Raw genomic sequence first — 24,379 nt, forward strand, 5'->3', positions numbered from 1 at the left:
GCGGCCCCTGGTTTCCGGATCGGACCTTCCTAGAATCCTTTTGACGGATGGCGCGCCGGCGGCGCGCCATCCGTGTTGCGTTCGAAGGGGCCGGCCTGAAGGTCGGCCGCGCCCTGTCTGGAGGCGTCCAGGGCGGCCGTCGCCGCCGAGAGATCGCATGCGGACGCCCGACGTCGCCGTCGCAACACGACGACCCAGCCCGGCGCCGGCCGGTCCCATCGCCGAGGGGCCTCGCGCACGCCGTGCGGCCTGGCGCCTCCTCGGGAGACGGGGGACCGGCCGGGGCGGGGCGCGTCCGATCCTGCGGCCTGAAGAACACGGAGCAGACATTCGATGAGCGAGGAAGGCGGGAACGGCGGAGAATCGCCCCAACCCGAGAAACCAGGCCCGACGGTCACCACCGCGGCCCCGACGCCTCCCCCTCCCCGCGCGGCGGCGGCCGCCTCCCCCCTGGCGCTGGACCTCGACGACGAGTCGGCGGCCGAGCTGGCGGAGAGGTTGCCTCGGATGCGGCAGGTGGCGTCGGAGCATCGCCGAGTGGCCCGGTGGGGGATCTGGGCCGTCGGGGCGGTCGGGATCGTGGTGGGCGCCGTGGTGCTCGGCCAGTTCGCGTACTACCGCTTCACGATGTCGATGACGAACGACGCATTCCTGGAATCGCACATCGTCCATCTGGCGTTCCAGGAGAGCGGTGTGGTGGCCAGGGTCCACGTCGAGGAGCGCGACGCGGTCAAGGCGGGCCAGATCCTCGCCGAGATCGACATGGTCCCGCTGACCCGCGTGGTCGACGAGGCCGTCGCGCGGCGCAGGGCCGCCGAGGCCATGCTGGAGTATGAGAAGGCGACGCTCGAACGGCTGGTGCAGGAACACCCCCGCCGCGTGGCCGTCGCCCAGAAAGAGGAGGCGTCGGCCGAGGCCGCCGTCGCCGAGGCCGAGGCGCTTTTGAAGATGACGACGATCGACGTCGACAAGGCCGTCAACGAGGCCAAGGCCGACACCGCGGCCCTCCTGGCGGCCCTGGTCAACGCGAAGGAGGAGCACGATCGCGAGTCGGCGCTCTTCGCCAGGGAGGCGACCACCGAGCGCCGGCTCCAGGACGCGACGCGGGTCCTGCGGGCCGCCCAGGCCAAGGTGGACGCGGGCCAGGCGAAGGTCGAGCGGGCCGAGGCCGACCGCGCGCAGGTCGAGATCGCCCGGCGGGCGCTCGACCAGCGGCTGCGGGCGAAGGAAAAGGCCGAGGAGTCGGTCCGGCTGGCCGAGTTGGGGGACCTGGAGATCGAGGTCCAGAAGCGTCAGGTCCTGCTCCGGGCGGAGGAGGTGGCCGAGGCCGAGCGGGCCGAAGCGACCGCCAAGACCAGGCGGCAGAACGCGCGGATCGTCGCCCCGTTCGACGGCGTGGTCGTCCGTCGCTACCGCAACCCGGGCGACCACGCGCCGCTGGGCTCGCCGGTCCTGAGCATGTACGACCCGGAGCTGGTGTACGTCACGGCCTACCTGGAGGAGGACCGGCTGGAGGGGGTCGCGCCGGGCAACGACGTGAGCATCTGGGCGGACGCCTTCCCGGACAAGCTCCGGGGTCGGGTCGTCTGGATCGGCCAGGCCACCGGCGCGAACTTCTCGCTATTGCCGCGCGACGTCACGGCCGGCGAGTTCACCAAGGTCACTCAGCGGGTGCCGGTGCGGATCGCCGTCGAGCGCGGCCCGCGGTGGGGGCAGCTCCGGCCGGGCCTGTCGGTCACGGTGGCCATCTCGCACGTCCCCGGCGACGTCGAATGGGCGCGCCAGGAGGCGGAGCGCCAGCGGACCCGCGGCGAGCTCGGCGTCAGCCCGACCTCGATCCCCGAGACGGCCGCCGAGGTCGCCGCGCCGAGGTCGACGCCCGAGGAGGCCCGGCCATGACGAGTCCCTCGGAGGGGGGGGCGCCGCGGCTCGCCAACCGCTCGCTCGACCCCGTGCTGCCCGACGTCCGCTCCTGGCACGGCGTCCAGCGCCGGGAGCTGGTGTTCCTGGCGATGATGCCCGCGCTCCTGGTGTGCGGGATGTCCTCGACGTTCACCGACCTGGCCCGGCCGTTCGTCATGACCGAGCTGGCGTCGGACCGCTATCGCTACCAGTGGGTGCCGGCCTGCACGCTGCTGGGCTCGGTCGCCGGGATGTCGCTCATCGCCTGGGCCCGCAACCATTTCGGGCTCAAGAACACCTACGTGGCCGGGCTGGTCGTCTTTATGTTCGGCAGCCTGGCCTGCGCGACGGCGCCGAACATGGAGCTGCTGGGAGCGGCCCGGTTCGTCCAGAGCTTCGGCAACGGCCTGGTCGTGACGACCGTCCTGGCGGTCTTCTGGCGGGAGTTCCCCGACCACCGCGACGGCGCCATCGCCGCCTACGTCCTGGGCCTGTACTTCGGACGGATCATCGCGCCCAGCGTCGCCGGCTACCTGATCAACGCCCCGTCCTGGCGGTCGATCTTCTACTTCATCGTCCCGATCGTCGGCATCTGCGCCGTGCTGAACTTCCACCTGCTCCAGCCCGACGAGCCCCGCGACGAGGAGCTCGAGCCGTTCGACTTCGAGGGGCTCGTCCTGCTGCTCTCCTTCGTGATCTGCCTGGAGTTCGGCCTCTTCCGGTTCCAGAAGTGGGGCTGGTGGACGGCCGACGAGTTCTGGATGGTCGCCGGCCTGGGAGGGGGGTTGTTCGCCTGGTTCCTGGCCCACGAATGGACGTGCCCGCACCCGCTCCTGGACCTCCGCCTGTTCCGGCGGCGGCGGTTCACCCTGTCGGTCGCGATCAAGGCGATGTGCGACATGACGTTCTTCAGCGTGATCTCGATCCTGGTCCGCTACATGTCGGTGACCCGGGACTACGAGCGGCTGACGACCGGCCTGGTGCTCGTGCCGGGGGTGCTGGCGATGTCGACGGCCCTGGCCCTGACGTCGTGGCTGGGGCGTCGGTCCGACCGCAAGGCCCGGCTGATCGCCGGCGTGTGCGGGCTGATCGTGGGCACCTGGCTGCTCTCGTCGATCGACCTGTACACGGACAAGTTCTGGACGGGCCTCTACGTCATGTTTTGGGCGGCGTCGGCGGGAATGGTGGCCTCGCCCTTGATCTGCATCTCGCAGGAGGAGATGACTCCGGCCCAGATCGCGTCGTCGGCGGGGATCAAGAACCTGATGCTGGTCCTGCCGGCGTTCGTGGGCGGGAACGTCGCATCGATCCTCATCGAGCGCCGGGGGGACGCCCACTTCGACGCCATGCGCCAGAGCATGCTGCCGAACCGTCCCCCGACCGAGGACGTCCTCCGCCGGGTGGTCGACTATTTCACGCTCCACGGCCTGGACCCGATCGAGGCCGCGGAGCAAGCGAGGCGCCTGCTGGGCCGCTACACCCACGCCCACGCCACGGTCTACGCATATCAGTCGGTGCTCCAGATGATCGCCCTGGTGATGCTCGGGGCGCTCGTCCTCGCCTGGCTTCTTGAGCCCCTGCCGCCCCACGCCCCGGGGCCGCGTCGCGGGTGAGCCCGGCCGGCGCCCCCCTCGGGCTCAGGGCCTGGTCCCGTAGGGCGAGTTCGACTCGTAGGGCGGCCGGGCGAGCGACGACGGCGGCCCGAACAGGCCGGGCTCGCCGGCGGGCTGGGGGCCGCGCGTGGGGCTCGTCGGCGCGGGGGTCGTGGGGGCCGGCTCGGTCGACGGCAGGGTGAACGAGGGCGCGTCGGGGAGGCCGGGGAGGCCGCCGCCGGGGCGGGAGCGGAACGGCGACTCGCCGGGGGCGGCGCGGGGGCCCGGTCCGGGCCGGTCTCGACGGGCGCCGCGGCCGGGATCGGCTCCGCGGAGACGGGCAGGGGGCCGCCGACGGCGTACTCCAGCCGCGCCAGGGCCCGCTGGTACTGGTAGAAGGCCGCGTTGAACGTCTGCTCCGACTTCGTCTCCGAGGCCCGCGCCTCGACGACCTCGGCGGGGGTGGCGTCGCCGGCCTCGTACCGGCTGGCGACCAGCCGCTGGTTCTCGACCGCCTGCAGGTAGACCGCGCGGGCCGCCTCGATCCGGGCGTGGGCGTCCTCGAGGTAGCGGTAGGCGGCGTTGACCTCGAAGGCGATCAGGTCGCAGACCTGCTGCGCCTGGGCCTCGGCCGAGCGCACGCCGGCCTCCGCCGAGCGGAGCTGGCCGCGACGCTTGCCGCCGGCGTAGAGCTCCTGCGTCAGGAAGATGCCGCCGGCCCCGACGTTGGCGTTCTGGATCCCCGTCCCCGTCACGTTCGAGTACCCGGCCTGGATCGAGACGATCGGCAGGAACTCGGCGCGGGCGAACGAGACACCTTCCTGGGCGATGGCGATGCCTCGCAGGACGACCGGGATCTCCGGGCGGCTTGCCACCGACAACTCCAGCGCGTCCTTCAGCTCCATCTCCAGGCGGGGGGCCGCCCGCCGCTCGGCGACGCGGGTCGGGGCGTCGACCTTGATCCCCATCGTCTGGTTCAGCGCGGCGACGGCCACCTCCTCCTCGCTCTTGGCGTCGGACTGGAGCTGCCGCGCGCCCGCCAGGTCGGCGTCGACCCGCAAGAGTTGCTCGCGGGTGATCGCGCCCCGGCGCAGCAGGTCGCCGGCCTCGCGGCGGTAGGCCTCGGCGCGATCCACGGCCCGGTCGGCGATCCGCCGCGTCGACTCGGCTTCGAGCACTTGGAAGTAGGTCCGCGCCACCTCGTAGCCGACGGTCTGTTGCGACCGATCGGCCTCCAGCTTGGCGACCTCGGTCTTGAACCGGGCCTGGCGCTCCTTCGAGAGCAGGCGGCCGAACTGGTAGATCGACCACTTCATCTGGACTTCGGAGATGTGGAAGTTTTGCATGCCGGGGCCGAAGCCCCGCACCGGCAGCACCGGGAACCGTCCCCGGTCGCCGACGAACCCCACGTCCGATGTGAAGGCCTGGTAGGCGTAATTTCCCAGGAACGTCGGCTTGAACCCGGACTGGACGACCTCCAGGTCGCCGAGCGACGAATCGACGGCCGCGACCGACCCCCGCAGGATCGGGCTGTACCGCATCGCCAGCTCGCGGGCCCGTTCCAGCGTCAGGGGCTCGGCGAGGGCCTCGGCCTCGGCCTCGCCTTCCTTCGGCTTCTCCCCGCCAGCCTCGATCCCGGCGGCCGAGCGCGCCTCGGCCGCGACCCCCGGCCCGGCGTCGGGGATCGGCTCGCGGCCCTCGGCGTCCTTCGTCGCCTCCTCGGCCGATGCGCGCACGATCGAGCCGTCCGACGAGGCCGACCGGCGATCCGTCCCGCGGGGGAGGTTCTCGCCGTTGACCCGCGCGATCAGGTCGGGGCGTTCATACGTCGTCGGCCGATGCAAGCATCCTGCGAGGCCGAAGGCGAGCGCCATGCTCACGACCAGAGACAGTACGCGTTCATGGGATTTCATGCGACGGTTGATCCTGAACGGTCCCCGGTCAGGCGTCCTTGCCCGCCGCGCGCCGTTTCCCCCGGGCGTGCCGGGCGTTTTGCGGCAAAACGGACGGCCGGTCAAGGGCAATGGGCTTCGGTTCGCCGCAAACTCGACGCGGCCGAGCCGCCGAGGCGGGCGACGGGAGCCTGGGGCGGGTCGGACTCGCCGAGTCCTTGATCGATCCGCTACGATGAGGGCGGGACGACCTCGGACGCATCCTTATTTCATTTCGACGCTTCCTTTTCGCGAGCCTGTATGACCTTCATCCCCGCACGCCGAATCGCCTGGGCCCTGGGTTCGACCGCCTGCCTGCTGGGGCTGATGGTCGTCACGGCCCCGGCCCGCCCGCCCTACGACGTCGTCACCGCCTGGGCCTCCGGGCCGCTGGAAGTCGTCGTCTCCCTGCCGCAACCCGCCGAGCCGGACGCGGTCGCCGGGCTCGTCGGGCGGTCGATCCCTTACTATTCTCACGAGGCGGACGCCCCGTTCCCCGACCCCTCGGCCGAACCCCTGGGCGTGCTGAAGATCGGCGGCGCCCGCGCCGAGGACGAAGGCCGGATCCTCGTCCTGGCGACCGACCCGCACCCCGTCCCGGCGATGTACGTCCTGGACCTGGAAGGCGTCTCCCGGCACGTCCGGGTCGGCTACACGCTCGACGGGGTCGAGGCCTCCTGGTTCGAGGGCGCCGAGCCGGGCGCCGAGCCGAACTGGACGGGCTGGATGCGAACCCTCAGCCTCCGGGGGGTCCGCTTGCTGGCCCAGCTCAATCAAAACCCCCGGCACGAGCGATGGGCGAACGACCTGGCCAAGCCGGGCCGGCTGCGCCTGGATACGCAGGTGCGGTTCCCGGTCTCCGGGAAGGTCGAGGCGACGATCACGTCTCCGGTGCCGGTCGTCGAATGCCTCTTCGGCGACGGCGAGCCCGAAGGGGGCGTCGTCAAGGCCGAGGACGGCTCCTGGAAGATGACGACCGCGATCGAGGACGCGTCCCAGCCGGTCTTCCTGTCGCTGACGGTCGAGACCGGGGTCGACGGGGTGGGCGCGGCCATGAAGATCGACTACAAGGTCGACGGCGAGGCACCCACGGACCGGAAGCCCGTGCGGTTCCTGCTCCCCTGGGCCTCGCCGGCGCTGGCGGCCTCCGCGCCGGAGCCGCTGGCCATCCCCGACCTCTCGGGGGGCGATCCCGCGAGGGGGGAGCAGGTCTTCTTCAGCAAGGAGGCCCTCTGCTCGCAGTGCCACGTCGTCCGGGGCAGGGGGGGGCCGGTGGGGCCGGACCTCACGGACGTCGGCCGCAAGGGGAGCGAGTACCTGTACCGCAGCCTCGCGCTCCCGAGCGAGACGATCGTCCCGGACTTCGTCACCTACACCGTGTCGATGAAGGACGGCCGGGTCGCCGCCGGAGTCGTCCGCGCCGAGGGTGCCGACGCCGTCCGCGTGACCGACACCGAAGCCAAGGTCACCGTCATCCCCCGCGACGAGATCGAGGAGATCCGCGCCGGGACGACATCCATCATGCCCGTCGGGCTCGTCCCCGTGCTCGGCGAGGACCGCCTTCGCGACCTCGTCGCCTATCTGATCGAGACGGCGAAGAAGTGAGCCGGCGCCTCGCCCGGCCGGTTTGCGGTGGCCCCGATCGCGGCGCATCGGTTAAACTCCTGTTGAACAGTGTCGGGATTGAACGACGGACGAGGGATTGGATATGAAGGCGAGCCACACTCACACGCGCGGGTTCGTCCGCCGCGAGGTCCTGCAAGTCGGCTTCTCCGGGTTCCTGGGGATGAGCCTGCCCCAGGTCCTCGCCGCGCGGGACGTGGCGGACCCGTCGCCGCGAGGGGCGGGGAAGCGGCCGGGGTCCGCGCCCCGGGCCAAGTCGATGATCGTCGCCTTCATGTCGGGCGGGCTCAGCCACATCGACTCGGTCGACATGAAGCCCGACGCCCCCGAGGGGATTCGCGGCGAGTTCAACCCGATCGACACGGCGGTCCCCGGCATCCAGTTCTGCGAGCACCTGCCGCTGCTGGCCCAGCGGGCCGGCGACCTCGCCGTCGTCCGCTCGCTCGCCCACAAGTACACGAACCACCTGAACGCCACCCACGAGATCCTGACCGGCACTTCCCAGCCCGGCGCGTTCTTCGACAAGGTCGCCTCGCGCGACGACTACCCCTGCTACGCCTCCGCCCTGGACTACCTGAGGCCCCGCACCGACGGCATCCCCACCGGCGTCATGCTGCCGACCTTCCTGATGGAAGGCCCGCTCACCTGGCCGGGCCAGCACGCCGGCTTCCTCGGCCCCCGCCACGACCCCTGGCAGATCCGCCAGGACCCCAACAAGGAAGGCTTCCGCGTCGAGAGCCTGGCGCTCCCGGTCGGCTTCAGCGTCGAACGCCTGGGACGACGGCAGGCCCTCCTGGACCAGGTCAACGAGTCCATGCTGCCGGGGACCGACCTGTCCCGCGACCCGATGAGCGACCAGCGGGAGCGGGCGATGTCGCTGCTGCTCTCGGGCCGGGTCTCCGGCGCGTTCGATCTCGACCGGGAAGACCCGGCCGTCCGCGACCGCTACGGCCGCCACATGTTCGGCCAGTCGCTCCTCCTGGCCCGCCGACTGGTCGAGGCCGGCGTGCCGATCGTCCAGGTCAACCTCGGCCGGGTCCAGCAGTGGGACACCCATTCGGCCAACTTCAAGAGCCTCAAGGACCACCTGCTCCCCCCCACCGACCGCGGCCTGGCCGCGCTGCTGGACGACCTGAAGGCTCGCGGCCTGCTCGACGAGACCCTGGTCGTGATCGCCGGCGAGTTCGGCCGGACGCCCCGGATCGGCTCCAGCACGGGGAACAACAACTCGCCCGACGGCCGCGACCACTGGGCCGCCGTCTTCTCCGCGCTCTTCGCCGGCGGCGGCGTCCGGGGGGGCCAGGTCATCGGCGCGTCCGACCGGATCGGCGCCTATCCCGCCAGCCCCCCGTACTCCCCCGGCGACTTCGCCGCCACCCTGTACCACGCCCTGGGCGTCGACCCCGCCTCCGAACTCCGCGACCGCTTCGGCCGCCCCATCCAGCTCTGCAACGGCCAGCCCATCGCCCCCCTCTTCGGAGCCTGAGCGGACGGCGCCGGGCGGCGTTGACCCCGCCGCCGCCCGGCGACTACCATCGATCGGGAGACGCCGCCCACACCGGGCCGGTTCGATCCTCATCGAGAGCGACCTTGCATCATGAGCCCATTCGCCTCCCTGGCGCGTCGCCGCGCCGGACTGCGCCTCGTCCTGTGCGGCTTCCTGATCGCCGCGACCGGCTGCGAGGAACCCGACGACTCGCTCCGCGGCGCCGGCTCGATCCACGTCCCGGCGGACGACCTGCGATTCCAGCCCTCTCCCGTCGAGGTCGACGACGCCGCCCCGCAACCCGCCCCCGATCTCTGAGCCGCACCACCCTTCGTCGCGTCGAGGCCGACGCCGCCGGTGATGTGATTCCGCCTCGAAACCCGCGCCCGGCGATCTCGGATTTCCTCGCCGGCGACAGATGTGATTGACCGGGTCGCGCTCGGGGAATTAAGATCTATTCCCAGAGCGACGCGGCTCGAACCATCCCCGCCCGCTCGGGAAGTCGCGAGGAGACGCTTCGAGTCGATCCATTCGGCTGGGCGGTGGAGACCGCCGCCTTCGCATATCGAGACGAGATCTCTCCTTTCACGACCTCTCGGGCCATCAGGCCCGACCCGATCCAACTTGATCCGCCCCTTCGTCCTGCCCCCCTCCCATCAGGGCGATGAAGCGGTGACTCGAAGTCGACTCGCCGTCGAATCCTCACCAGAACGCTCATGATGCTCGCCGTTCCACGGCCCGCGCGCCGCGACCGATCGACGGTCCGGGCCGCGACGGAGGTGTAATCCCCCCATGAATCCTCACGCCCTTCTCTCGCGTCGCGCGGCGTTCGTCCTCCTGGCCGGAGCCTGCCTGGCGCCGGGCGTCGGCTGTCAACGAGACGACACGGTCCGCGGGGCCGGGTCGATCGACGTCCCGGTCGAGAACCTGAAGTTCCAGCCCACCCCCAAGGGGAACGCGAAGGGGAAATCCAGGGCCAGGCCCGTGAACAAACCCTGATCGCGCCCCGTCTTTCGTCATCGGTAGGTCATCCGAATCGAGTCGCTCCTGTGGAGTCGGAAATGGAAACGAGCCGTCTTCCGCGTCGAGGGTTCACCCTCATCGAACTTCTGGTCGTGATCGCCATCATCGCGGTCCTGATCGCCCTCTTGCTCCCGGCCGTGCAGTCGGCCCGCGAGGCCGCCCGTCGCGCCCAGTGCACGAACAATCTCAAGCAGATCGCCCTGGGGGCCGTGAACTACGAGTCGGCCAACGGCGTCTTCCCGGCCACGTTCCTCCCCAACGGCACCCGGCCCACGAACGTCGGCTTCTCCTCGCTGCTGCGGATCTGCCCGTTCCTGGAGCAGTCCGCCGTCTTCAACGCGGCGAATTTCTCGCAGGCGTTCTTCATGCCCGAGAACTGGACGATCCCCGGCGTCGCGATCTCCACGTTCGCCTGCCCGAGCGACCCCTCGGCCCTGAAGATCGAGCCCCTTTCCTTCGGGCCGCCGACGTTCAACCAGGCCCATTCCCACTACTCGGGGGTCGTCGGCCCGTGGCACACCAACACGGGCATCCTGTTCGGGCCCAATGGGATGGAATTCGACCCCCAGATTCCGCAGTACGCCAAGGGCGTGATCATCCTCGGCAACATGACCCAGGCCTCCATCACCGACGGCACCAGCAACACGATGCTCTACGCCGAGAACGGCCACGGCGTCTTCAGCGAAACGACCCAGAAGTCGATCCACATCTGGAGCGGGTCCGACCCCAGCTCCACCGCGCTGGAGACCCGGTTCGCCCCCAACTGGGGCCGCAAGTACTCCGACCCCGCCGGCGATCCCGGCAACGACGCCCTGCGGCAGTGGGCCATCTACGACGCCATGAGCTTCCACCCCGGCGGCGTCAACGTCGCCCTCTGCGACGGCTCGGTGCGGTTCCTCAAGGACAGCATCGACTCCTGGACCATCGCCAGCCCGCAGATCAACGGCATGCCCACCGGCGCCACCATCGGCACCCCCTACGGCCTGAACCTCAACGGCGCCAAGGTCGGCGTCTATCAGGCCCTCTCCACCCGAAACGGCGGCGAGATCATCAGCGCCGACCAGTATTGATGTGGGTTGAAGCCGATCCTGCGACCACCGCGCCGATTCGTATGGATATGGATTGGAGCCGATCCCGCGACCGCTCCCGGCCGGCCTCCGCGATCACGCGGCGGCCGGCCGGTTCGCATCTCGCGCCGCCGTCGACGGATTCCGTTGCAAACATTGAACGCCTGTCGGCTGAAACGCGGAAAAATCGCCAAGCTTTTAAGAACATTATTGAATTCGAGGTGCGCCGCCTCTCAAATAGCGATCCTGTGCGCGTTCGCACAGCTCAACCGATCCTTTCGGGACGTGGAGAATCCACCCCGACGACCGGATGGGATGACCTCGGCGCCGCCGTCATTCTCCGCCGTCGGACCGGAATCGGGATGCGTAACGGGCGGGGTCGCGCTTCGGCGGCGAAAGCTGACGCGTTTGTGAACGGACAGGAGTCCTCACCGTGTCGTACACCGTCTCTCGCTCATCGCGGCGAACCGCGCACCCACTCTTCTTGAGCCATGCCGCGACCAACCGCCGGCACGTCTTCCGGCCCCGAGTGGTGGTCCTGGAAGACCGTTGCGTCCCCTCCACCCTGACGGTGACGAGCAGCGCCGACATCGCGACTCAGGATCACACCCTGCGCTACGCCGTCGCCCACGCCCAGAGCGGGGACACCATCCTGCTGACGGCCGCCGTCCGGGCCCCCATCGTGCTGACGCAGGGTGAGCTGATCCTCAGCCGAGACGTGACGATCATGAGCGTCCCCTCTCGAACCCCGACCATCAGCGGCGGCGGGGCCTCGCGGGTCTTCGAGGTCGCCGCAGGCGCTCACGTCAACCTGGTCAACCTCAACCTCATCGGCGGCAACGGCCTGGCCGGCGCGACCGCCGGCTCCTCGCCCGCCGACGGCAACGGCGGGGCCGTCCTCAACTTCGGCGCCCTCACGGTCGATGGCTGCACCCTCTCCGGCAACGCCGCGAACGCCTCCTTCGGCTTCGGCGGCGCGATCCTCAACGACAACGGGACCCTGACGGTGATCGACAGCACCCTCTCAGGCAATTCCGCCGCCAACGGCGGCGCCATCGCCGACTTCGGCTCGCTGACGGTGAGCGACAGCACGCTCGAGTCCAATTCCGCCGCCAACGGCGGCGCCATCTCCATCACCGGCTCGGCGACCGTGACCGACGCCACGGTGTCGAACAACTCGTCCGTCGGCGTGGGGGGCGGCATCTTCTGCTTCTCCGGGTCCCTGACGCTGAGCGACAGCGTCGTGGCCGGCAATTCGTCGTCGCTGGGGGGCGGCCTCGTCAACCAGTTCGGGACGATGATCGTCACCGACAGCGTGATCGCGGGAAACCGCGCGGGCGTCGGCGGCGGCGGGATCTTCACGTTCGACACCAGCTCGACGTTCATCTCGCGCAGCTTGCTCCAGAGCAACACCGCGGGGTTCGGCGGCGCCATCTCCAACGCCGGCTACTTGCAGGTCGGCGAGAGCCTCGTCGTCGGCAATACCGCCCTGAGCGCCAGCGGCGGCGGCATCGACTCGATCGGCGTGGTGGTGATCAACGACACCCTCTTCAAGCGGAATCGCGCGGCCGCCTTCGGCGGCGCCCTCTCGAGCGCCGGGGTCCTGTTCGTCAGCGCCAGCACGTTCGTCGAGAATTCCGCCGCGCAGGGGGGCGCCATCGCCAACTTCGCCTTCCTGTGGATGAGCGCCAACGACTTCCACGATAACAGCCCGGACGACATCCTCGGCGGATAGGCCGGCCCGCCGACGACGGCGACCTCACGTTTCCAGGATCGATCGATCCCCCCCCACCCGAAGCCGCGACCCGTCAGGGCCGGAACAGGGCGCCGCGCGTCCAGGGAACTCGCGGCGCCGTCCGGATTCTCACCCCTCTTGACGCGATGATTCTATTTTTATAGAAAGCGAATCGCGGGGCGTAGGCCCGGTTCGTTCCAGGAGCGTCCGAGGAGGAAGGAGGCCCGTGATGGCCCGGCAGTCGAGCGGCCAGCCGACGGATGCGGAGCTGGCGATCTTGCAGGTGCTCTGGGAGGGGGGGCCGTCGGGGCTGGGCAAGGTCCACGAGGCCCTGCGGGCGACGCGGCCGGTCGCGCTGACGACGGTGGCGACGACGCTCAAGGTCATGCTCACGAAAAAACTCGTCCGTCGCGACGACGGGCCGAAGGGCTACGTCTGGGCCGCCGAGACCACGCGCGGCGCGGCGGCTTCCGGGTTGCTGGGCAAGCTCGTCCGCAACGTCTTCGACGGCTCCGCGCGGGGCCTCGTCGCCCACCTGATCGAGCAGGGAGACCTCGACGACCGCGACCGCGAGGCCATCCGCGCCTTGCTCGACCAGGCCGACGACGCCGGACGCCCCCGAGAGCGAAAGGGGGGAGGCGCATGACTCCACTCGTCGCTTCGCCCTCGCCCGCCTGGACGGCCCTGGGCTGGACCTTCCTGCACATGCTCTGGGTCGGCGCGGTCGTCGGCTTGGGCGCCTCGCTCGCGCGGCGGGTGCTCCGGCGCGCGTCCGCCGAGATCCGCCACGCGGCGGCGCTGGCGAGCCTGGTCGTCCTGGCGGTCGGGCCGTTCGCCGCCTTCACCGTCGTCTACACCCCGTCCCCGCCGACGCCCGCGCCGAGGCCGACGGCGGCCCCGACGCCCGCCTTCGCCATCGACGCGAACTCCCGCGTCGCTTACGAGTCGGCCCCGTCCCGGATTCGTCCGGGCGCGTCCCTCGAATCGAAGAGAAGGTTTCGATTCCTGGATCCGTGGATTGGGATCCTACCCGGGGTCTGGCTCGGCGGCTCGGCCCTGACGCTGGCCTGGCTGGCGGCGGGGCTGGTCGGCGTCGAGCGGCTCCGGCGCTCGGGGCTCCCGCTCGAATCGGGCCCGGTCGCCGAGCGCTGTCGGGCGCTCGCGCGGTCGCTGGGAATCGCCCGCGAGGTCGGGGTCGCCGTCTGCGACCGGATCGCCGCGCCGGTCCTGATCGGGATCGTCCGCCCCCTGATCCTGCTGCCGACCGCGGCCCTGACCGGCTGGGCCCCCGACCAGGTCGAGATGGCCCTGCTCCACGAGCTGGCCCACCTGCGCCGCCGCGACAACCTCGTCAGCCTCTTTCAGAAAATTATGGAGGCGCTTTTATTCTTCCATCCGACGACGTGGTGGCTCTCGGCCTGGGTCCGCCTGGAGCGAGAGACCTGCTGCGACCGCCTCGTCGTCGCCCGCACCGGCCGTCCCCGCGCCTATGCGGAGCTGCTCGCCGTTCTGGCGTCTGCCCGCCCCGCGCCGGCGGCCGCGCTCTCCCTGGCCGAACGCCCGATCACGACACGGATCCGTCGCATCCTGCTCATGGAGGACCGCCCGATGACGATGAAGCCCACCGCCCCCGAAGCCTTCGCCCTCTGCGCCGCGACCCTGCTCGCCGCCGCGCTCGCGCTGCCCACCCGCGCCGAACCCCCGGCCGCCAGGCCGAAGGCCGACGCCCGCGCCGACCTGAAGCGGCTGGCCGAGGCCGTCGCCGCACTCCCCGCCCCCCCGAATCCCCAGGGGCCCGATGAGCGATCGAAAGCCCTGATGGACATCGCCCGTAAGCAGGTCGACCAAGGCGATCGCGCGGGGGCGTTGAAGGCGATTGAATATGTGAGGATCGCGGCACCCATCGGTAAGGACCTCTGGCGCGACGACCTGGCGTCCATGGACGCCGCCGGCCTGCTGCAAATTGCCGCGATCCGCTACGACGCGGGCGACGTGGAGACCGGCCGGGCCCAGTTCCGCCAGGTCGTCGACCTGGTGTGCAAGCCGGACCCCGCCCAGGACGCCGCGATGATGCGCCTCGTGACGCGGGCCCTCGGCCTCCTGGTCCAAGACGAGGGGCACGGCGCCGACGGCACGCCGGTGGTCGTTTCCGTGCAGGTCCAGGGTGGCGACGCCGAGAAGGCGGATGCGACGGAAGGTCCCATTGCGATCCCGGTGAAGCTGGAAGTCCTCGACCACCTGAGCCGTATCCTCGCGGAACGCCGCGAGATCGAGCCGCTGCGCCAGGTCGCCGCCTACACCACGGGGCTGGCCGAGCCGCTGCGGAACCCCCTCCTCTCGTCGTTCCTGTGCGGCGGCCTGGGCGGTCGGCTCGTCCTTGCGGGCGACGTGGCGGGCGGACGCACGCTGATCGCGAAGGTGCGAAAGCTCATCGAGGAGACGCCCGACCGCGAGTTGAAGGAGGAGGCCGTCCTGCTGCTCGCGACCAGCCTCGGAGAGTCCGACCCCGAGGCCGCGCTGGAGCTGTTCGCGGCCGTGCCGCCGGCCCGGCGCAACGTCGCGCTGCGGAAGATCCTCGAAAACCTGTGTACATTCGAGGCCGCGGACTGGCTCGACTCGGGCGGGATCAAGATCACGATCGGCGATCCCGGTCTGGCCCCGAAGGACGGCGTCCGCGCCCGCGCGGCGCTGTCGAAGTTCGCGGCGGTCGCGGCGACGATCGAGGGCGACGCGGCTCGGGCCCGGACGCTCGCGGTGCTGGCCCACCTCCAGGCCCGCGCTAGCGACCTCGCCGGGGCCCTCGCGACGGCCGAGGCGATCCCGGATCTCCGCCGCGACGGCCGTCCCGAGCCCAACGACGGCTTCCACGACTCCATCAAGCCCGCGACGTTCGCCCTCATCGGCTGGCGACGCGCCCAGGCCGGGGACGAGGCCGGCGCGGCCGCCGCGTTCGCCCGATCGAAGGACCTGGCCCGCGCCGTGACGCACGACGCCGAGCGGCTCATTGCCTGGATCGTCCTGGCCGGGAAGCTCGAAGCGACGGGCCGACCCGACGAGGCGGCGGAGGTGCTGTCCGAGGCCGTCCCCCAGGCCCTCGCCCAGCCCGAGCCCCGCCGGTCGCGGATGCTCGCCATGCTCGCCGAGATCCAGCTCGGGGCGGTCGGCGTCGCCGAGTCCTCGAAGATCGTCGACGCGATCCGCGACGAGCCCGGCCTTGAAAAAGCCCGCGCCCTGAACGCCGTCGCACGCCGGCTCCACGAGGACGGCGACGCCGAGGCCGCCCGAGCCCTCGCCCGCCGGGCGCTCGCCCACCTCCAGCCCAGGGCGTCCGATCCGAGGTTGATCCCGGGCGATCGCCTCAGCAGCACCCGGGACGGGTTCATCGATTACGACCTGGAGACGCCCATGACCTGGGTCGCGCTCCACCGCTCCTCGATGCGGCCCGCCCTCCGCACGCTGGCCGGCGAGCCCGACGCCGACCTCGCCGCCCCGGTCCCCATGCCGCAAGGCGACCACTCCGCGAAGGTCGGTGCGGCCTTCCGCCGAGGCGGCCTTGACGAGGCCCTGAAGGCGGCCGAGGCCATCGAATCGCCGGCCGAGAAGGCCGCCGCCCTCTGGAGCCTGGCCTACACCGTCGCGATCGACGCCGAGCGAAAGTGAGGGGAGGACTGGCGCGCGATCGTCGATCCTGATGCATGGTCACTGTAGGCGACGCCCCGCGCGGAGCAGCCCGCGAGCCGATCGGCGGGGCCGTCGCGGGATGTCGCGATGAGTCGAGAACGGGCGAACAAAGCCAATTTCGGGGGCTGGAATGCGGGTTTAACCCATTGTAGCAATCGGGCTTGGGGCGATTGGCTTCGTTTTTGGGCGGGGCCGAGCGAACCCAAATCGCCGACCGGGGTTCGTCGGCCGGCTCGTTCGTCGACTTGAGGAAATCCGGCTTCCCGGCCCGGGGACGCTGGGCTACCATGCCGCGGACCGTCTGGGGAGAGTCCGCGCACGAGGCGCGGAGGCCTGGGAAAAGGACATGGAGGGACACGCATGACGATTTACGACATGGCCATGGCGGCCGTCCTGATCGCGGGGATGGTCCGCGGCGCCTGGCGAGGCATCACCTGGCAGCTGGCGAGCATCGGGTCGCTGGTGCTGGGATATCTGTTCTCCTATCCGGTCTCGGCGATGATCGCGCCCCACCTGCCGGGGACGCCCGAGGCGGCCCGCGCGATGTCGATGGCCGGGGCCTATCTCACGGTCTCGGGCGCCGTGTTCGGCGCGGCCTGGATGGTCCGCAACGTCATCCGCAAGATGAAGTTCGAGGCCTATGACCGACACCTGGGCATGATGCTGGGCGGCGTCGAGGGAGTCGCGGTGGGGATCCTGGGGACGATGCTGGTCGTCAGCGTCGCGCCCGCAACCCGCCAGCCGATCTTCGCCAGCCCGACCGGCAAGGTGGTCAACGGCGTCGTCAGCCACGTCGGGCCGGTCCTGCCGGCCGAGGTCCGCAACGCGCTGGCCCCGTTCTGGAACGGCGCGGGCCCGGTCGCCGCCGACTCGGACGGTGCCGAAGTCGACGCCGTCGCGGACGACTCCGACGCGAACTTCGCCGATGCGACCGAGGCGGCGCCCCTCCGCGACCCGAACGTCCGCGCCGTCGCCTCACGCGCCGCCTCCCGGCTCGACGCCGAGGTCGGCCGCCGCCTCGAATCGGGCGCGACCGCCGACGCCGAAGCCCTCGCCCCCGAGACGGCCGAGTTGCCGTCGGCCCGCGAGGTCATGAGTCGGCTCGTCGAGCAGGGCAAGCGCAAGGCCGAGGAGGCCGTGGTGCAGTCGCTCGACGTCGACCCCGACGGCAAGGCGTCCACGATCCGCGACCTGATCGAGAAGGACAAGGCCCGCCTCCAGGACGCCGTCTCGGGCGCGGTCGACGAGACCCGACGCAACCTGACCGGCCAGGTCACGGACGCGGTCGACGAGACCCGACGCAACGTGACCGACCAGCTCCAGGGCCGGGCCGGGCAGCTTCAAGGCAAGGCCGGCGACGTCCAGCGCCGCATCGGCGAGGCCCGCTCGCGGCTCGACCGCACGCAGGAGCAGGTCGTCAAGGCCCGCCAGCGGCTGGAGCAGGGGGCCGACGGCGCGATCGACCAGGGCCGCCGCAAGATCGAGCAGTCCCTCACCGACGCCATCGGCAAGGGGCTCGACCGCCTGGGCCTCCCCGATCCCGCCCCGGAGAAGGCCCCCCGATGAGCGACGCCGATCGCCAGGAGATCCACCTGGACGTGGGGGACCGCCCCATCAACCTGATCCAGGTCCTGAAGCGGGCCGGCTGCGTGCTGAGCGGCGGCGAGGCCAAGAACCTCGTCGCCGAAGGGCTCGTCCTCGTCAACGGCGAGCCCGAATCCCGCAAGCGCCGGCAGATGGCCCGCGGCGACGTCGTCGACCTCGACGTCGAGGACGGCCCGAGGATCATCCTCGACTGACGCCGCGCCGGGCGGTCAGCGGAAACCTCCGGCGACGTCCAGGGTCTCGCCCGTGATCCAGTCGGCATCCGACGAGGCCAGGAACGCGACGGCGGGGGCGACGTCGTCGGGCCGTCCGATGCGGCCGAGGGGCGAGTCGGCCTCGAACCGCCTTTGAAAATCGCTCTCAGCCAGGCCGGCGGCGTGCACCCCCTCGGTCTCGACCATGCCGGGATTGACCGAGTTGACGCGGATCTTCCTGGGGCCCAGCTCCTTGGCCAGCGACCGCGTGACGGCGTCCACGGCGGCCTTGCTGGCGTTGTAGACCGTGCCCATGGCGGGGGTGGAGGTCGCGACGACCGAGCTGATGTTGATGATGGAGCCCCCCTCGGGGCCGAACCGCTTGACGGCCTCGCGGCAGGCGAGGATCACGCCCAGGACGTTGAGGTCGAACATCCGCCGGAACGACTCGACGCCCGCCTCCTCGATCGGGAAGAACTCGTAAACGCCGGCGTTGTTGACCAGGACGTCCACCGCGCCGAAGGCCCGCATCGCCTCGTCGAAGAGTGGAGGGACCTCCGCCGGGTCGGCCAGGTTCGCTCGCACGGCGACGGCCCGGCCGCCGGCCTCGGCGATCGCGGCGACGACCCGATCGGCCGCCTCCTTGCTGGAGGCGTAGTTCACGACCACCGCCGCCCCATCGGCCGCCAGCCGTCGTGCGATCGCCGCCCCGATCCCCTTCGACGCTCCCGTCACCACCGCCACCTTGCCGTCGAGCTTCGCCATCGAATGGCCTCCGGTTGGAATACCCGCAAACGTGGACGACGGGTATCGTAGGAGGGCCTTTCGAGGCGGCAAGTACGCACTATTTGGTAAGTGCCCCAGGCTGAGGAGATACGGCCATGACGCGACCTGCCGGCGGCTGCGGCCTGGAAGCCGCGCTCGCGGTGATCGGCGGCAAATGGAAGCCGATCGTACTCTGGCGCCTCGCGCCCGGGCCGCGCCGGTTCGGCGAGCTGCGGCGGCTGGTGACGGGCGTCAGCGAGAAGATGCTGGCCCAGCAGCTCCGCGAGATGGAGGCCGACGGGATCGTCTCGCGCAAGGACTACCGAGAGGTCCCCCCGCGCGTGGAGTACGCGCTGACCGATCTCGGGGCGACGCTCCCCGAAGTCCTGCGGCCCCTCTGCGAGTGGGGCCTGCACCTTCAAGCCCGCATCGACGGGGCCCAATCCGAGGCCGGTTGAGCTCCGGCCGTTCCCGGGGGTGGTCCCGACGTCCTCGTCCGGGCCGCCCTGATTCGCCGCAAGTCTTGAGTACCGAAGGTGGGACTTGAACCCACACGGGTGTTACCCCAACGGATTTTGAATCCGTCGCGTCTGCCATTCCGCCACTTCGGCCCGGTACGAACAGCATGAGGGGGAAGCCGGCGGCTGTCAACCCCGGCTTGCGGAGACCGATCGGGCGGGCGAGGGGTCACTCGACGAGATGGTAAGTGACCTTGGCGGGGCCGGCCCACTGGGGGATGGTGACGACGGCGTTGTTCGACAGGTTCAGCTTGTTGACGATCAACTGAGTGCCGTACTTGTTGTTCGAGCCCCCCGCGAAGTTCGCCGCCGCGCCGGGGGCGTAGATCACCCCTCCGATCTGGTTGTTCGTCCCGTTCGCGATCGAGATCGTCCGGGGCGTGTAGTCGCCGGTGACCGGGTTCTTATCCGATCGCTGGAAGATGGAGATGCCCTCATAGGGGCCGCTGGTGGGGGGATTCAGGGTGGTCCCGTTCCCCCCCTGGATGCTGAGGTTGCCGTTGTCCAGGTAGATCATCACCCCGTTCCCCGTCGCGCGGACCCCGTTGCTGACGACGAAGTCGCCGTTGCGGATGTAGTAGACCCCCGGATTCAGGGTGTAGTTCATACCGCCGGAGCTGAGGTTCAGGCCGTTCTCGTAGACGCCGGGGTCGATCGGGAAGGGGTTCGTCGGATTCCAGCCCGAGGGGGCCTGGCGGGTGGCCAGGCCCGAGGTGGTCGGCCGGGCGAGGCTCGCCCGGGGGTCGACGATGGCGGCCGGGTCGCTCCAGGGCTGGACCGAGCCGACCTTGTCGGTGTTGCTGCCGCTGTAGAGGTCCAGACCCCCCCCGATCCGGAGGACCGGCGCCTCGACGTATCCCATGTTGTTGATGGTCGCGGCCTTGAGGTGGTTCGACTTCACCTGGACCTCGCCCGGGGCGATGATCCGGGCGCTGCCGGCCACCGAGAGGCTCGCCTGGTCCTTCGCGTTCAGGAGGACGACCGCGGGGGGGGCGTTGGGCTTGAGGTAGGAGACCGCGCGGGCGGAGACGTCGATCGGGGCGCCGCCCCAGATCGCGCTGAAGAACCGGGGCTGGTGGGAGACGATTACGACCTCGAAGGCCCCGGTCCTGCCTGCGTACCGGCTCGGCGATATCGGGGATCGGACGGTCACCGTGGCACCTGGGCCGGCCGAGAAGCCGTTGGCCGCCGCGTAGTCCTGGGCCGCGGCGACGGCCGCCGCCTGGGGGGACTGGCCGTTGTTCGCCACGACCGCCGCCTGGTAGGCGCAGATGGCCGCGAACGACGCCGAGTCGGCCGCCGCCTGCGCCCGGCGGCATTCGGCCATCAGCAGGCCGGCGTCGAAGACCAGCGCCAGGACCCCGATCAGGGGGATCAGGCAGAACGCCGCCACGACGGCGACGGCCCCGCGCCGGGCGCCGCGTCGGTTCACGATCGCATCGCGGATCATCATCGGTCGCCTCGCTTCCAGATCCAGCTCGACCGCCCCCGACTCAGTACGAGATCGGCGAGGTCGCGGTGCTCCTGAACGTGACGGCCGGAAGATAAGCCTCCGGCACCCACTGATACCGAAGCGTCACGGTCGCCGTGCTCGACGTCATGAGGAGCTCGCCGGTCAGCGCGGTCGCGTCCATCCCGACCGCCTTGTCCCTGGCGAATTGCAGCATTGTGGCGCTCGTCGGCGCCGGCTGTTTCGCCTCCGCCTGGAACTCCTTCCCCCGCACGGAGGCCCACCGCGCGGCCTCGCAGGCCAGGTAAGTGACCTGGTGGTAGCGGAAGATCCCGAGGCCGAGGACGAAGGTCCCCAGGAGGAGCGTCAGGAGGACCGGATAGACGACGGCGGCCTCCACGAGCACGATTCCCCGACGACCCCGGCCTTGACGGTTTCGCCTCATCATCGCCTTCAAGCTCCTGGGTTCGGGTCACCAGGGGGGCGCCTCATCCGGACGGTCCGGGTGATGGAGATCGAATCGGGGACCCCCGGATACGGGAACAGGGGGTGGAGGGTGTAACGCGCCGCCACCTCGACGTAGGCCCCCCCCGCGAGGTCCGTCCCCTGGCGGAGCTCGATGGTCGGGGGCGTCTCCAGGTCGACGGCCCGGGCCAGCGCGTCCGCCTGCACCTCCCCGTACGACACCGGCTTGTCGGTGCGCGTCGCGCCGCGAATCGCCCCGACGCGGGCGCACTCGGCCAACGTCATGACGTCGGCGAAGGCGCGGGCGAAGTCGATCGTGATCACGCAGAGGAAGCAGAGCGGCGGGAGCAGCAAGGCCAGCTCGAGCGCCGCCGCGCCCCGACGACTCGACTTCCCGGACCTCACGCGACGCATGGCGAGACTCCCCTCTGAACGTCTGAACGATCGTCCCAACAGGCCGAAAAGCGGCCGTCGCGTTCGTGCCCTCCCCCCGCGAGGGGGGAAGGACGTTATGGACCAGGCCCGGACCGCCGACGACCTCCTCAACCGTCTTCCCCCCTCGCGGGGGAAGACAGACCCCGAAGGGGTCAGATGAGGGGGAGGACCAGCACGGGAACCGTCGGGATTCGCGATCCGGCGGCCCGCAACGCCGACGGCCTTCGTGCGGGTCTCCCTCTCATCCGGCCCTGCGGACCGTCGAACCAGCGGGCTTCCCACGCTCCCTCTGAAGAACTCCTAGCTCACGAAGGCTCGCGAGGCGAATCTCCGTCTCACGAAGGCCACGTCCCCGCGCCATGCGCCCGCGAGGGGGGCCGGGGGGCGTCCATGAGGGCTTCCTCATGAAAGTTCACGGCGATTTTTGACAAGGACGCGGACGTGACCTTGTATTCCCCTGTAGGCCGACACGAACACGTCGGCCGCCGACGGAGGAGACGGACGCGAGCCGGTCGGATCATCGGGCGTTTCCCGGGCCCTTTCGGGCCTGACGCCGTCCGCCCCGCTCGCGACGAAGGGCTTCGACTCGATCGCCCCACCGCCCGGCCCCGCCCGCCGTGACGAACCACCGACGACCGGCCGAGGATGCCGTCGTCGCCGGCCTCCACCCCCCCTGACCTCAAGGAGAGACTCCGATGCGCAATTTCCTGAACCGCCTGATGACCGAAGAAGACGGCGCCACGATGGTCGAGTACGCCCTGATGGTCGCCCTGATCGCCGTCGTCGTCATGGCCGGCGCCGCCGCCCTGGGGACGGCCATCAACAGCAAGTTCGACACCGTCAAGACCTCGGTGTCCACCGCGGGCAACTAAGCTAAAACTCCGTCGCCGTTGGGCCGACGACTGATCGTCTTCGCCGGGGGCGGGCTCTGGACGTGGGGGCCCGCCCGGTCGACTTCACGGGGAGTGCGACATGTTTCCACTCCTGAAGCGTTCCGCGACGCCGTCGGACTCCGTCGACGGCGACGCGAGGAAACATGGTTTCGGCCGATTCGTCGCCGCCGAAGTGGGGGCGACGATGGCCGAGTACGGCCTCATGCTCGGCCTGATCGCCGCCGTCCTGATCCTGACCGTGAGCCAGATCGGGACCGTTACGGCCGCGAAGCTTCAACTGGCGGTGGCCGGATTCGCCGACGCCGGGCCCGCCGACGCTGGGCCGCCGATGCCCCAGTGATTGAGCGGGCCGACTTCTCGCAGGTGACGTGGAAGGGAGCGACGGAGCCGTGGACCGCTGGCAAATGCTGTTCCTGTCGTCGGCGGCGGTCGCGACCTTGATCGCCGCCGCGACCGACCTCTGGAAGTTCAAGGTGTACAACGCCCTGACGTTCCCGGCGCTGCTGGGGGGGCTGGCCGCGTCGGCGTGGGTCGGCGGCTGGTCGGGGCTGGCGACGAGCGGGCTCGGGGCCCTGACCGGCTTCGGGCTGCTCATCGTCTTCTTCGCGATGGGGGGCGTGGGGGCGGGGGACGTCAAGCTGCTGACGGCCCTCGGCGCCTGGCTCGGGCCGTCGCTGACGTTCCAGGTCTTCCTCGCCGCGTCGCTCGCGGCGGGGCTCTACGCCATAGTCCTGACGGTCCTGAGCGGCGGCCTGGCCGCGACGGCCGTCGACCTGCTGTTCCTGATCCTGCGCCTCCGCCGGGGCGACCTCGTCGCGAAGGGAGGCCCCTCGATCCGCGAGGAGGCCGCCCGGCCCGACCGCCGCCGTCGGCTGGTGCCGTTCGCCGCCATGACCTGCCTGGGGTTCTTCGCGACGGTCGCCTGGCGCGCCGCCGATCTCGATGAATTCCGCACCCCGTTCGAGGCCCCGCCGACGATCGCGACCGCCCCGGCGTCGCGCGTCGGCGTCGCGGCCGTCCTCCCATCGCCATTCCTTGAAGGGACCACGCCATGAGGCCGCAGACCCTGGCCGTCGTGTTGCTGGCCCTGGGCAGCGGCCTGGCCGCCGTCTGGGGCGTCCGGTCGTCCCTGAAGAAGCCGGCCGCCGAGGAGACCGTCCCCGCGGTCGTCGCCAAGCTCGACCTCAGGCGCGACGAGGTCATCGACGCGGCGGCGGTCGAGATCCGAAACGTCCCCAAGAGCCAGGCGCCCGCCGGCGGCCTCGCCGCCATCGAGGAGGCGGAGGGGCGGACCACCTACATCCCGATGCTCCCCGGCGAGTTCGTCATCGAGCCCAAGCTGCTCCCCAAGGGGAGCCGCGCGGGGCTGGCGTCGATGATCAAGCCGGGGATGCGGGCCTTCACGATCACGACGCCCACCTTCTCGTCGAGCCTCGCCGGCTTCCTGATGCCGGGGAACCGGGTGGACGTCCTGCTGACCCTCACCCCGTCCGGCTCCTCCTCGACCGAGGACGCGACGACCTCGACCCTCCTCCAGAACGTCGAGCTGTTGGCCGTGCATACGATGGTCGACGCCCCGGCCGACAACCGGGCCAACCCCACCGAGGCCCGGTCGGTGACCCTGTTGGTGACGCCTAAGCAGGCCTCGATCCTGGACCTCGCGCAGAACAAGGGGACGCTCCACCTCTCCTTGCGCAACAGCAAGGACGAGACGGACGCGGAGGAGACGACCGCGACGCTGGCCGACCTGGGCCTGATCCGCCCGACTCCGCCGACGCTCGCCGAGGCGGCGCCCCCGCCCCCGCCGCCCCCGGCCCCTGATCCGGAGCCGGTCCCGGTGGTGCTCTCAATCCGAACCTTGCGAGGCACTTCCGCCGGCCGCGACGAGATCACCGTGCTCCGCCGAGGCCGGCCCCCCGCGACGGGCGCGGGTGTGACGGGCCCGCCGACCGTCGCCACCCCCGCCCCCCCGCGTCGATCGCGTTGAACGCGCGGCTCGCGCCGGACGTTCCAG

Annotated in this window: 22 protein-coding genes and 1 tRNA gene; 17 read left to right on the forward strand and 6 right to left on the reverse strand. The window is 70.8% G+C overall.

Annotated features, from left to right (window positions below; genetic code table 11):
* Positions 1-333 precede the first annotated feature (333 nt).
* Together VT85_RS11925 and VT85_RS11930 are read left to right on the forward strand one after the other, a co-directional pair.
* Entirely contained in the window at positions 334-1,899 is a 1,566-nt protein-coding gene (locus tag VT85_RS11925) for an HlyD family secretion protein (protein ID WP_068415128.1), read from the forward strand.
* Positions 1,896-3,515: an MFS transporter gene (locus VT85_RS11930; protein ID WP_068415129.1), complete on the forward strand. Its 1,620-nt coding sequence runs from the start codon at positions 1,896-1,898 to the stop codon at positions 3,513-3,515. The genes VT85_RS11925 and VT85_RS11930 overlap by 4 nt, the downstream gene beginning before the upstream one ends.
* Here the strand turns inward: VT85_RS11930 and VT85_RS11935 are convergent.
* Entirely contained in the window at positions 3,410-5,407 is a 1,998-nt protein-coding gene (locus VT85_RS11935; protein ID WP_082858547.1) for a TolC family protein, read from the reverse strand. The two genes, VT85_RS11930 and VT85_RS11935, sit on opposite strands and share 106 nt — an antisense overlap.
* Positions 5,408-5,686: 279 nt before the next feature.
* Between VT85_RS11935 and VT85_RS11940 the strand changes: the two genes are divergently transcribed.
* From VT85_RS11940 to VT85_RS11985, 10 genes are all read left to right on the forward strand, one after another.
* Entirely contained in the window at positions 5,687-7,030 is a 1,344-nt protein-coding gene (locus VT85_RS11940) for a c-type cytochrome (RefSeq protein ID WP_068415133.1), read from the forward strand.
* A gap of 103 nt (positions 7,031-7,133) precedes the next feature.
* On the forward strand, positions 7,134-8,534 hold the full coding sequence (locus VT85_RS11945) for a DUF1501 domain-containing protein (RefSeq protein ID WP_068415138.1): 1,401 nt from the start codon (positions 7,134-7,136) through the stop codon (positions 8,532-8,534).
* 111 nt (positions 8,535-8,645) lie between these two features.
* The gene (locus VT85_RS11950; RefSeq protein WP_068415139.1) at positions 8,646-8,852 is read left to right on the forward strand and encodes a hypothetical protein; all 207 of its coding nucleotides are present in this window, start codon (positions 8,646-8,648) and stop codon (positions 8,850-8,852) included.
* 474 nt (positions 8,853-9,326) lie between these two features.
* Positions 9,327-9,533 (forward strand): hypothetical protein, encoded by a 207-nt coding sequence (locus VT85_RS11955; protein WP_068415146.1) that lies wholly within the window; start codon positions 9,327-9,329, stop codon positions 9,531-9,533.
* Positions 9,534-9,595: 62 nt separating this feature from the next.
* Positions 9,596-10,627 carry a DUF1559 domain-containing protein gene (locus VT85_RS11960; protein WP_068415151.1) on the forward strand — a complete coding sequence of 344 codons (1,032 nt, stop codon included), beginning with the start codon at positions 9,596-9,598 and terminating at the stop codon, positions 10,625-10,627.
* Between the two features lie 481 nt (positions 10,628-11,108).
* A complete protein-coding gene (locus tag VT85_RS11965) occupies positions 11,109-12,359 on the forward strand; it encodes a hypothetical protein (protein ID WP_068415160.1) in 1,251 nt (416 codons plus the stop codon).
* Between the two features lie 229 nt (positions 12,360-12,588).
* Positions 12,589-13,005 (forward strand): BlaI/MecI/CopY family transcriptional regulator, encoded by a 417-nt coding sequence (locus tag VT85_RS11970; protein ID WP_068415163.1) that lies wholly within the window; start codon positions 12,589-12,591, stop codon positions 13,003-13,005.
* The gene (locus VT85_RS11975) at positions 13,002-16,019 is read left to right on the forward strand and encodes a M56 family metallopeptidase (RefSeq protein WP_068415166.1); all 3,018 of its coding nucleotides are present in this window, start codon (positions 13,002-13,004) and stop codon (positions 16,017-16,019) included. Before VT85_RS11970 ends, VT85_RS11975 begins: the two co-directional genes overlap by 4 nt.
* Before the next feature lie 381 nt (positions 16,020-16,400).
* Positions 16,401-17,606, forward strand: coding sequence for a CvpA family protein (locus VT85_RS11980; protein WP_068415169.1), 1,206 nt, complete (start codon positions 16,401-16,403; stop codon positions 17,604-17,606).
* A complete protein-coding gene (locus tag VT85_RS11985) occupies positions 17,603-17,839 on the forward strand; it encodes an RNA-binding S4 domain-containing protein (protein ID WP_068415172.1) in 237 nt (78 codons plus the stop codon). The genes VT85_RS11980 and VT85_RS11985 overlap by 4 nt, the downstream gene beginning before the upstream one ends.
* 15 nt (positions 17,840-17,854) lie before the next feature.
* Here the strand turns inward: VT85_RS11985 and VT85_RS11990 are convergent, their stop codons facing one another.
* On the reverse strand, positions 17,855-18,604 hold the full coding sequence (locus tag VT85_RS11990) for an SDR family NAD(P)-dependent oxidoreductase (RefSeq protein WP_068415175.1): 750 nt from the start codon (positions 18,602-18,604) through the stop codon (positions 17,855-17,857).
* A gap of 116 nt (positions 18,605-18,720) precedes the next feature.
* Here VT85_RS11990 and VT85_RS11995 point away from each other — a divergent pair, with 116 nt between their 5' ends.
* The gene (locus VT85_RS11995; protein ID WP_068415178.1) at positions 18,721-19,062 is read left to right on the forward strand and encodes a winged helix-turn-helix transcriptional regulator; all 342 of its coding nucleotides are present in this window, start codon (positions 18,721-18,723) and stop codon (positions 19,060-19,062) included.
* Positions 19,063-19,132: 70 nt separating this feature from the next.
* Here the strand turns inward: VT85_RS11995 and VT85_RS12000 are convergent.
* From VT85_RS12000 to VT85_RS12015, 4 genes are all read right to left on the reverse strand, one after another.
* A tRNA-Leu gene (locus VT85_RS12000) sits at positions 19,133-19,215 on the reverse strand.
* A 76-nt stretch (positions 19,216-19,291) separates the two neighbouring features.
* On the reverse strand, positions 19,292-20,575 hold the full coding sequence (locus VT85_RS12005) for a pilus assembly protein TadG-related protein (RefSeq protein WP_068415181.1): 1,284 nt from the start codon (positions 20,573-20,575) through the stop codon (positions 19,292-19,294).
* Positions 20,576-20,615: 40 nt separating this feature from the next.
* Positions 20,616-21,020 carry a TadE family protein gene (locus tag VT85_RS12010; protein WP_156512824.1) on the reverse strand — a complete coding sequence of 135 codons (405 nt, stop codon included), beginning with the start codon at positions 21,018-21,020 and terminating at the stop codon, positions 20,616-20,618.
* 5 nt (positions 21,021-21,025) lie between these two features.
* Positions 21,026-21,451 carry a TadE/TadG family type IV pilus assembly protein gene (locus VT85_RS12015; RefSeq protein WP_068415188.1) on the reverse strand — a complete coding sequence of 142 codons (426 nt, stop codon included), beginning with the start codon at positions 21,449-21,451 and terminating at the stop codon, positions 21,026-21,028.
* Positions 21,452-22,167: 716 nt separating this feature from the next.
* Here VT85_RS12015 and VT85_RS12020 point away from each other — a divergent pair.
* The 4 genes from VT85_RS12020 (at position 22,168) to cpaB (ending at position 24,352) form a co-directional block, all read left to right on the forward strand.
* Positions 22,168-22,344, forward strand: coding sequence for a Flp family type IVb pilin (locus tag VT85_RS12020; RefSeq protein WP_068415191.1), 177 nt, complete (start codon positions 22,168-22,170; stop codon positions 22,342-22,344).
* A 100-nt stretch (positions 22,345-22,444) separates the two neighbouring features.
* Positions 22,445-22,705, forward strand: a complete 261-nt coding sequence (locus VT85_RS12025) for a Flp family type IVb pilin (RefSeq protein WP_068415194.1) — start codon at positions 22,445-22,447, stop codon at positions 22,703-22,705.
* A 49-nt stretch (positions 22,706-22,754) separates the two neighbouring features.
* The gene (locus tag VT85_RS12030; protein WP_156512825.1) at positions 22,755-23,420 is read left to right on the forward strand and encodes a prepilin peptidase; all 666 of its coding nucleotides are present in this window, start codon (positions 22,755-22,757) and stop codon (positions 23,418-23,420) included.
* A complete protein-coding gene (gene cpaB, locus VT85_RS12035; RefSeq protein ID WP_068415200.1) occupies positions 23,417-24,352 on the forward strand; it encodes a Flp pilus assembly protein CpaB in 936 nt (311 codons plus the stop codon). Before VT85_RS12030 ends, cpaB begins: the two co-directional genes overlap by 4 nt.
* Positions 24,353-24,379: the final 27 nt, after the last annotated feature.

Origin of the sequence: Planctomyces sp. SH-PL62, assembly GCF_001610895.1 — a bacterium.
Lineage (GTDB): Bacteria > Planctomycetota > Planctomycetia > Isosphaerales > Isosphaeraceae > Paludisphaera.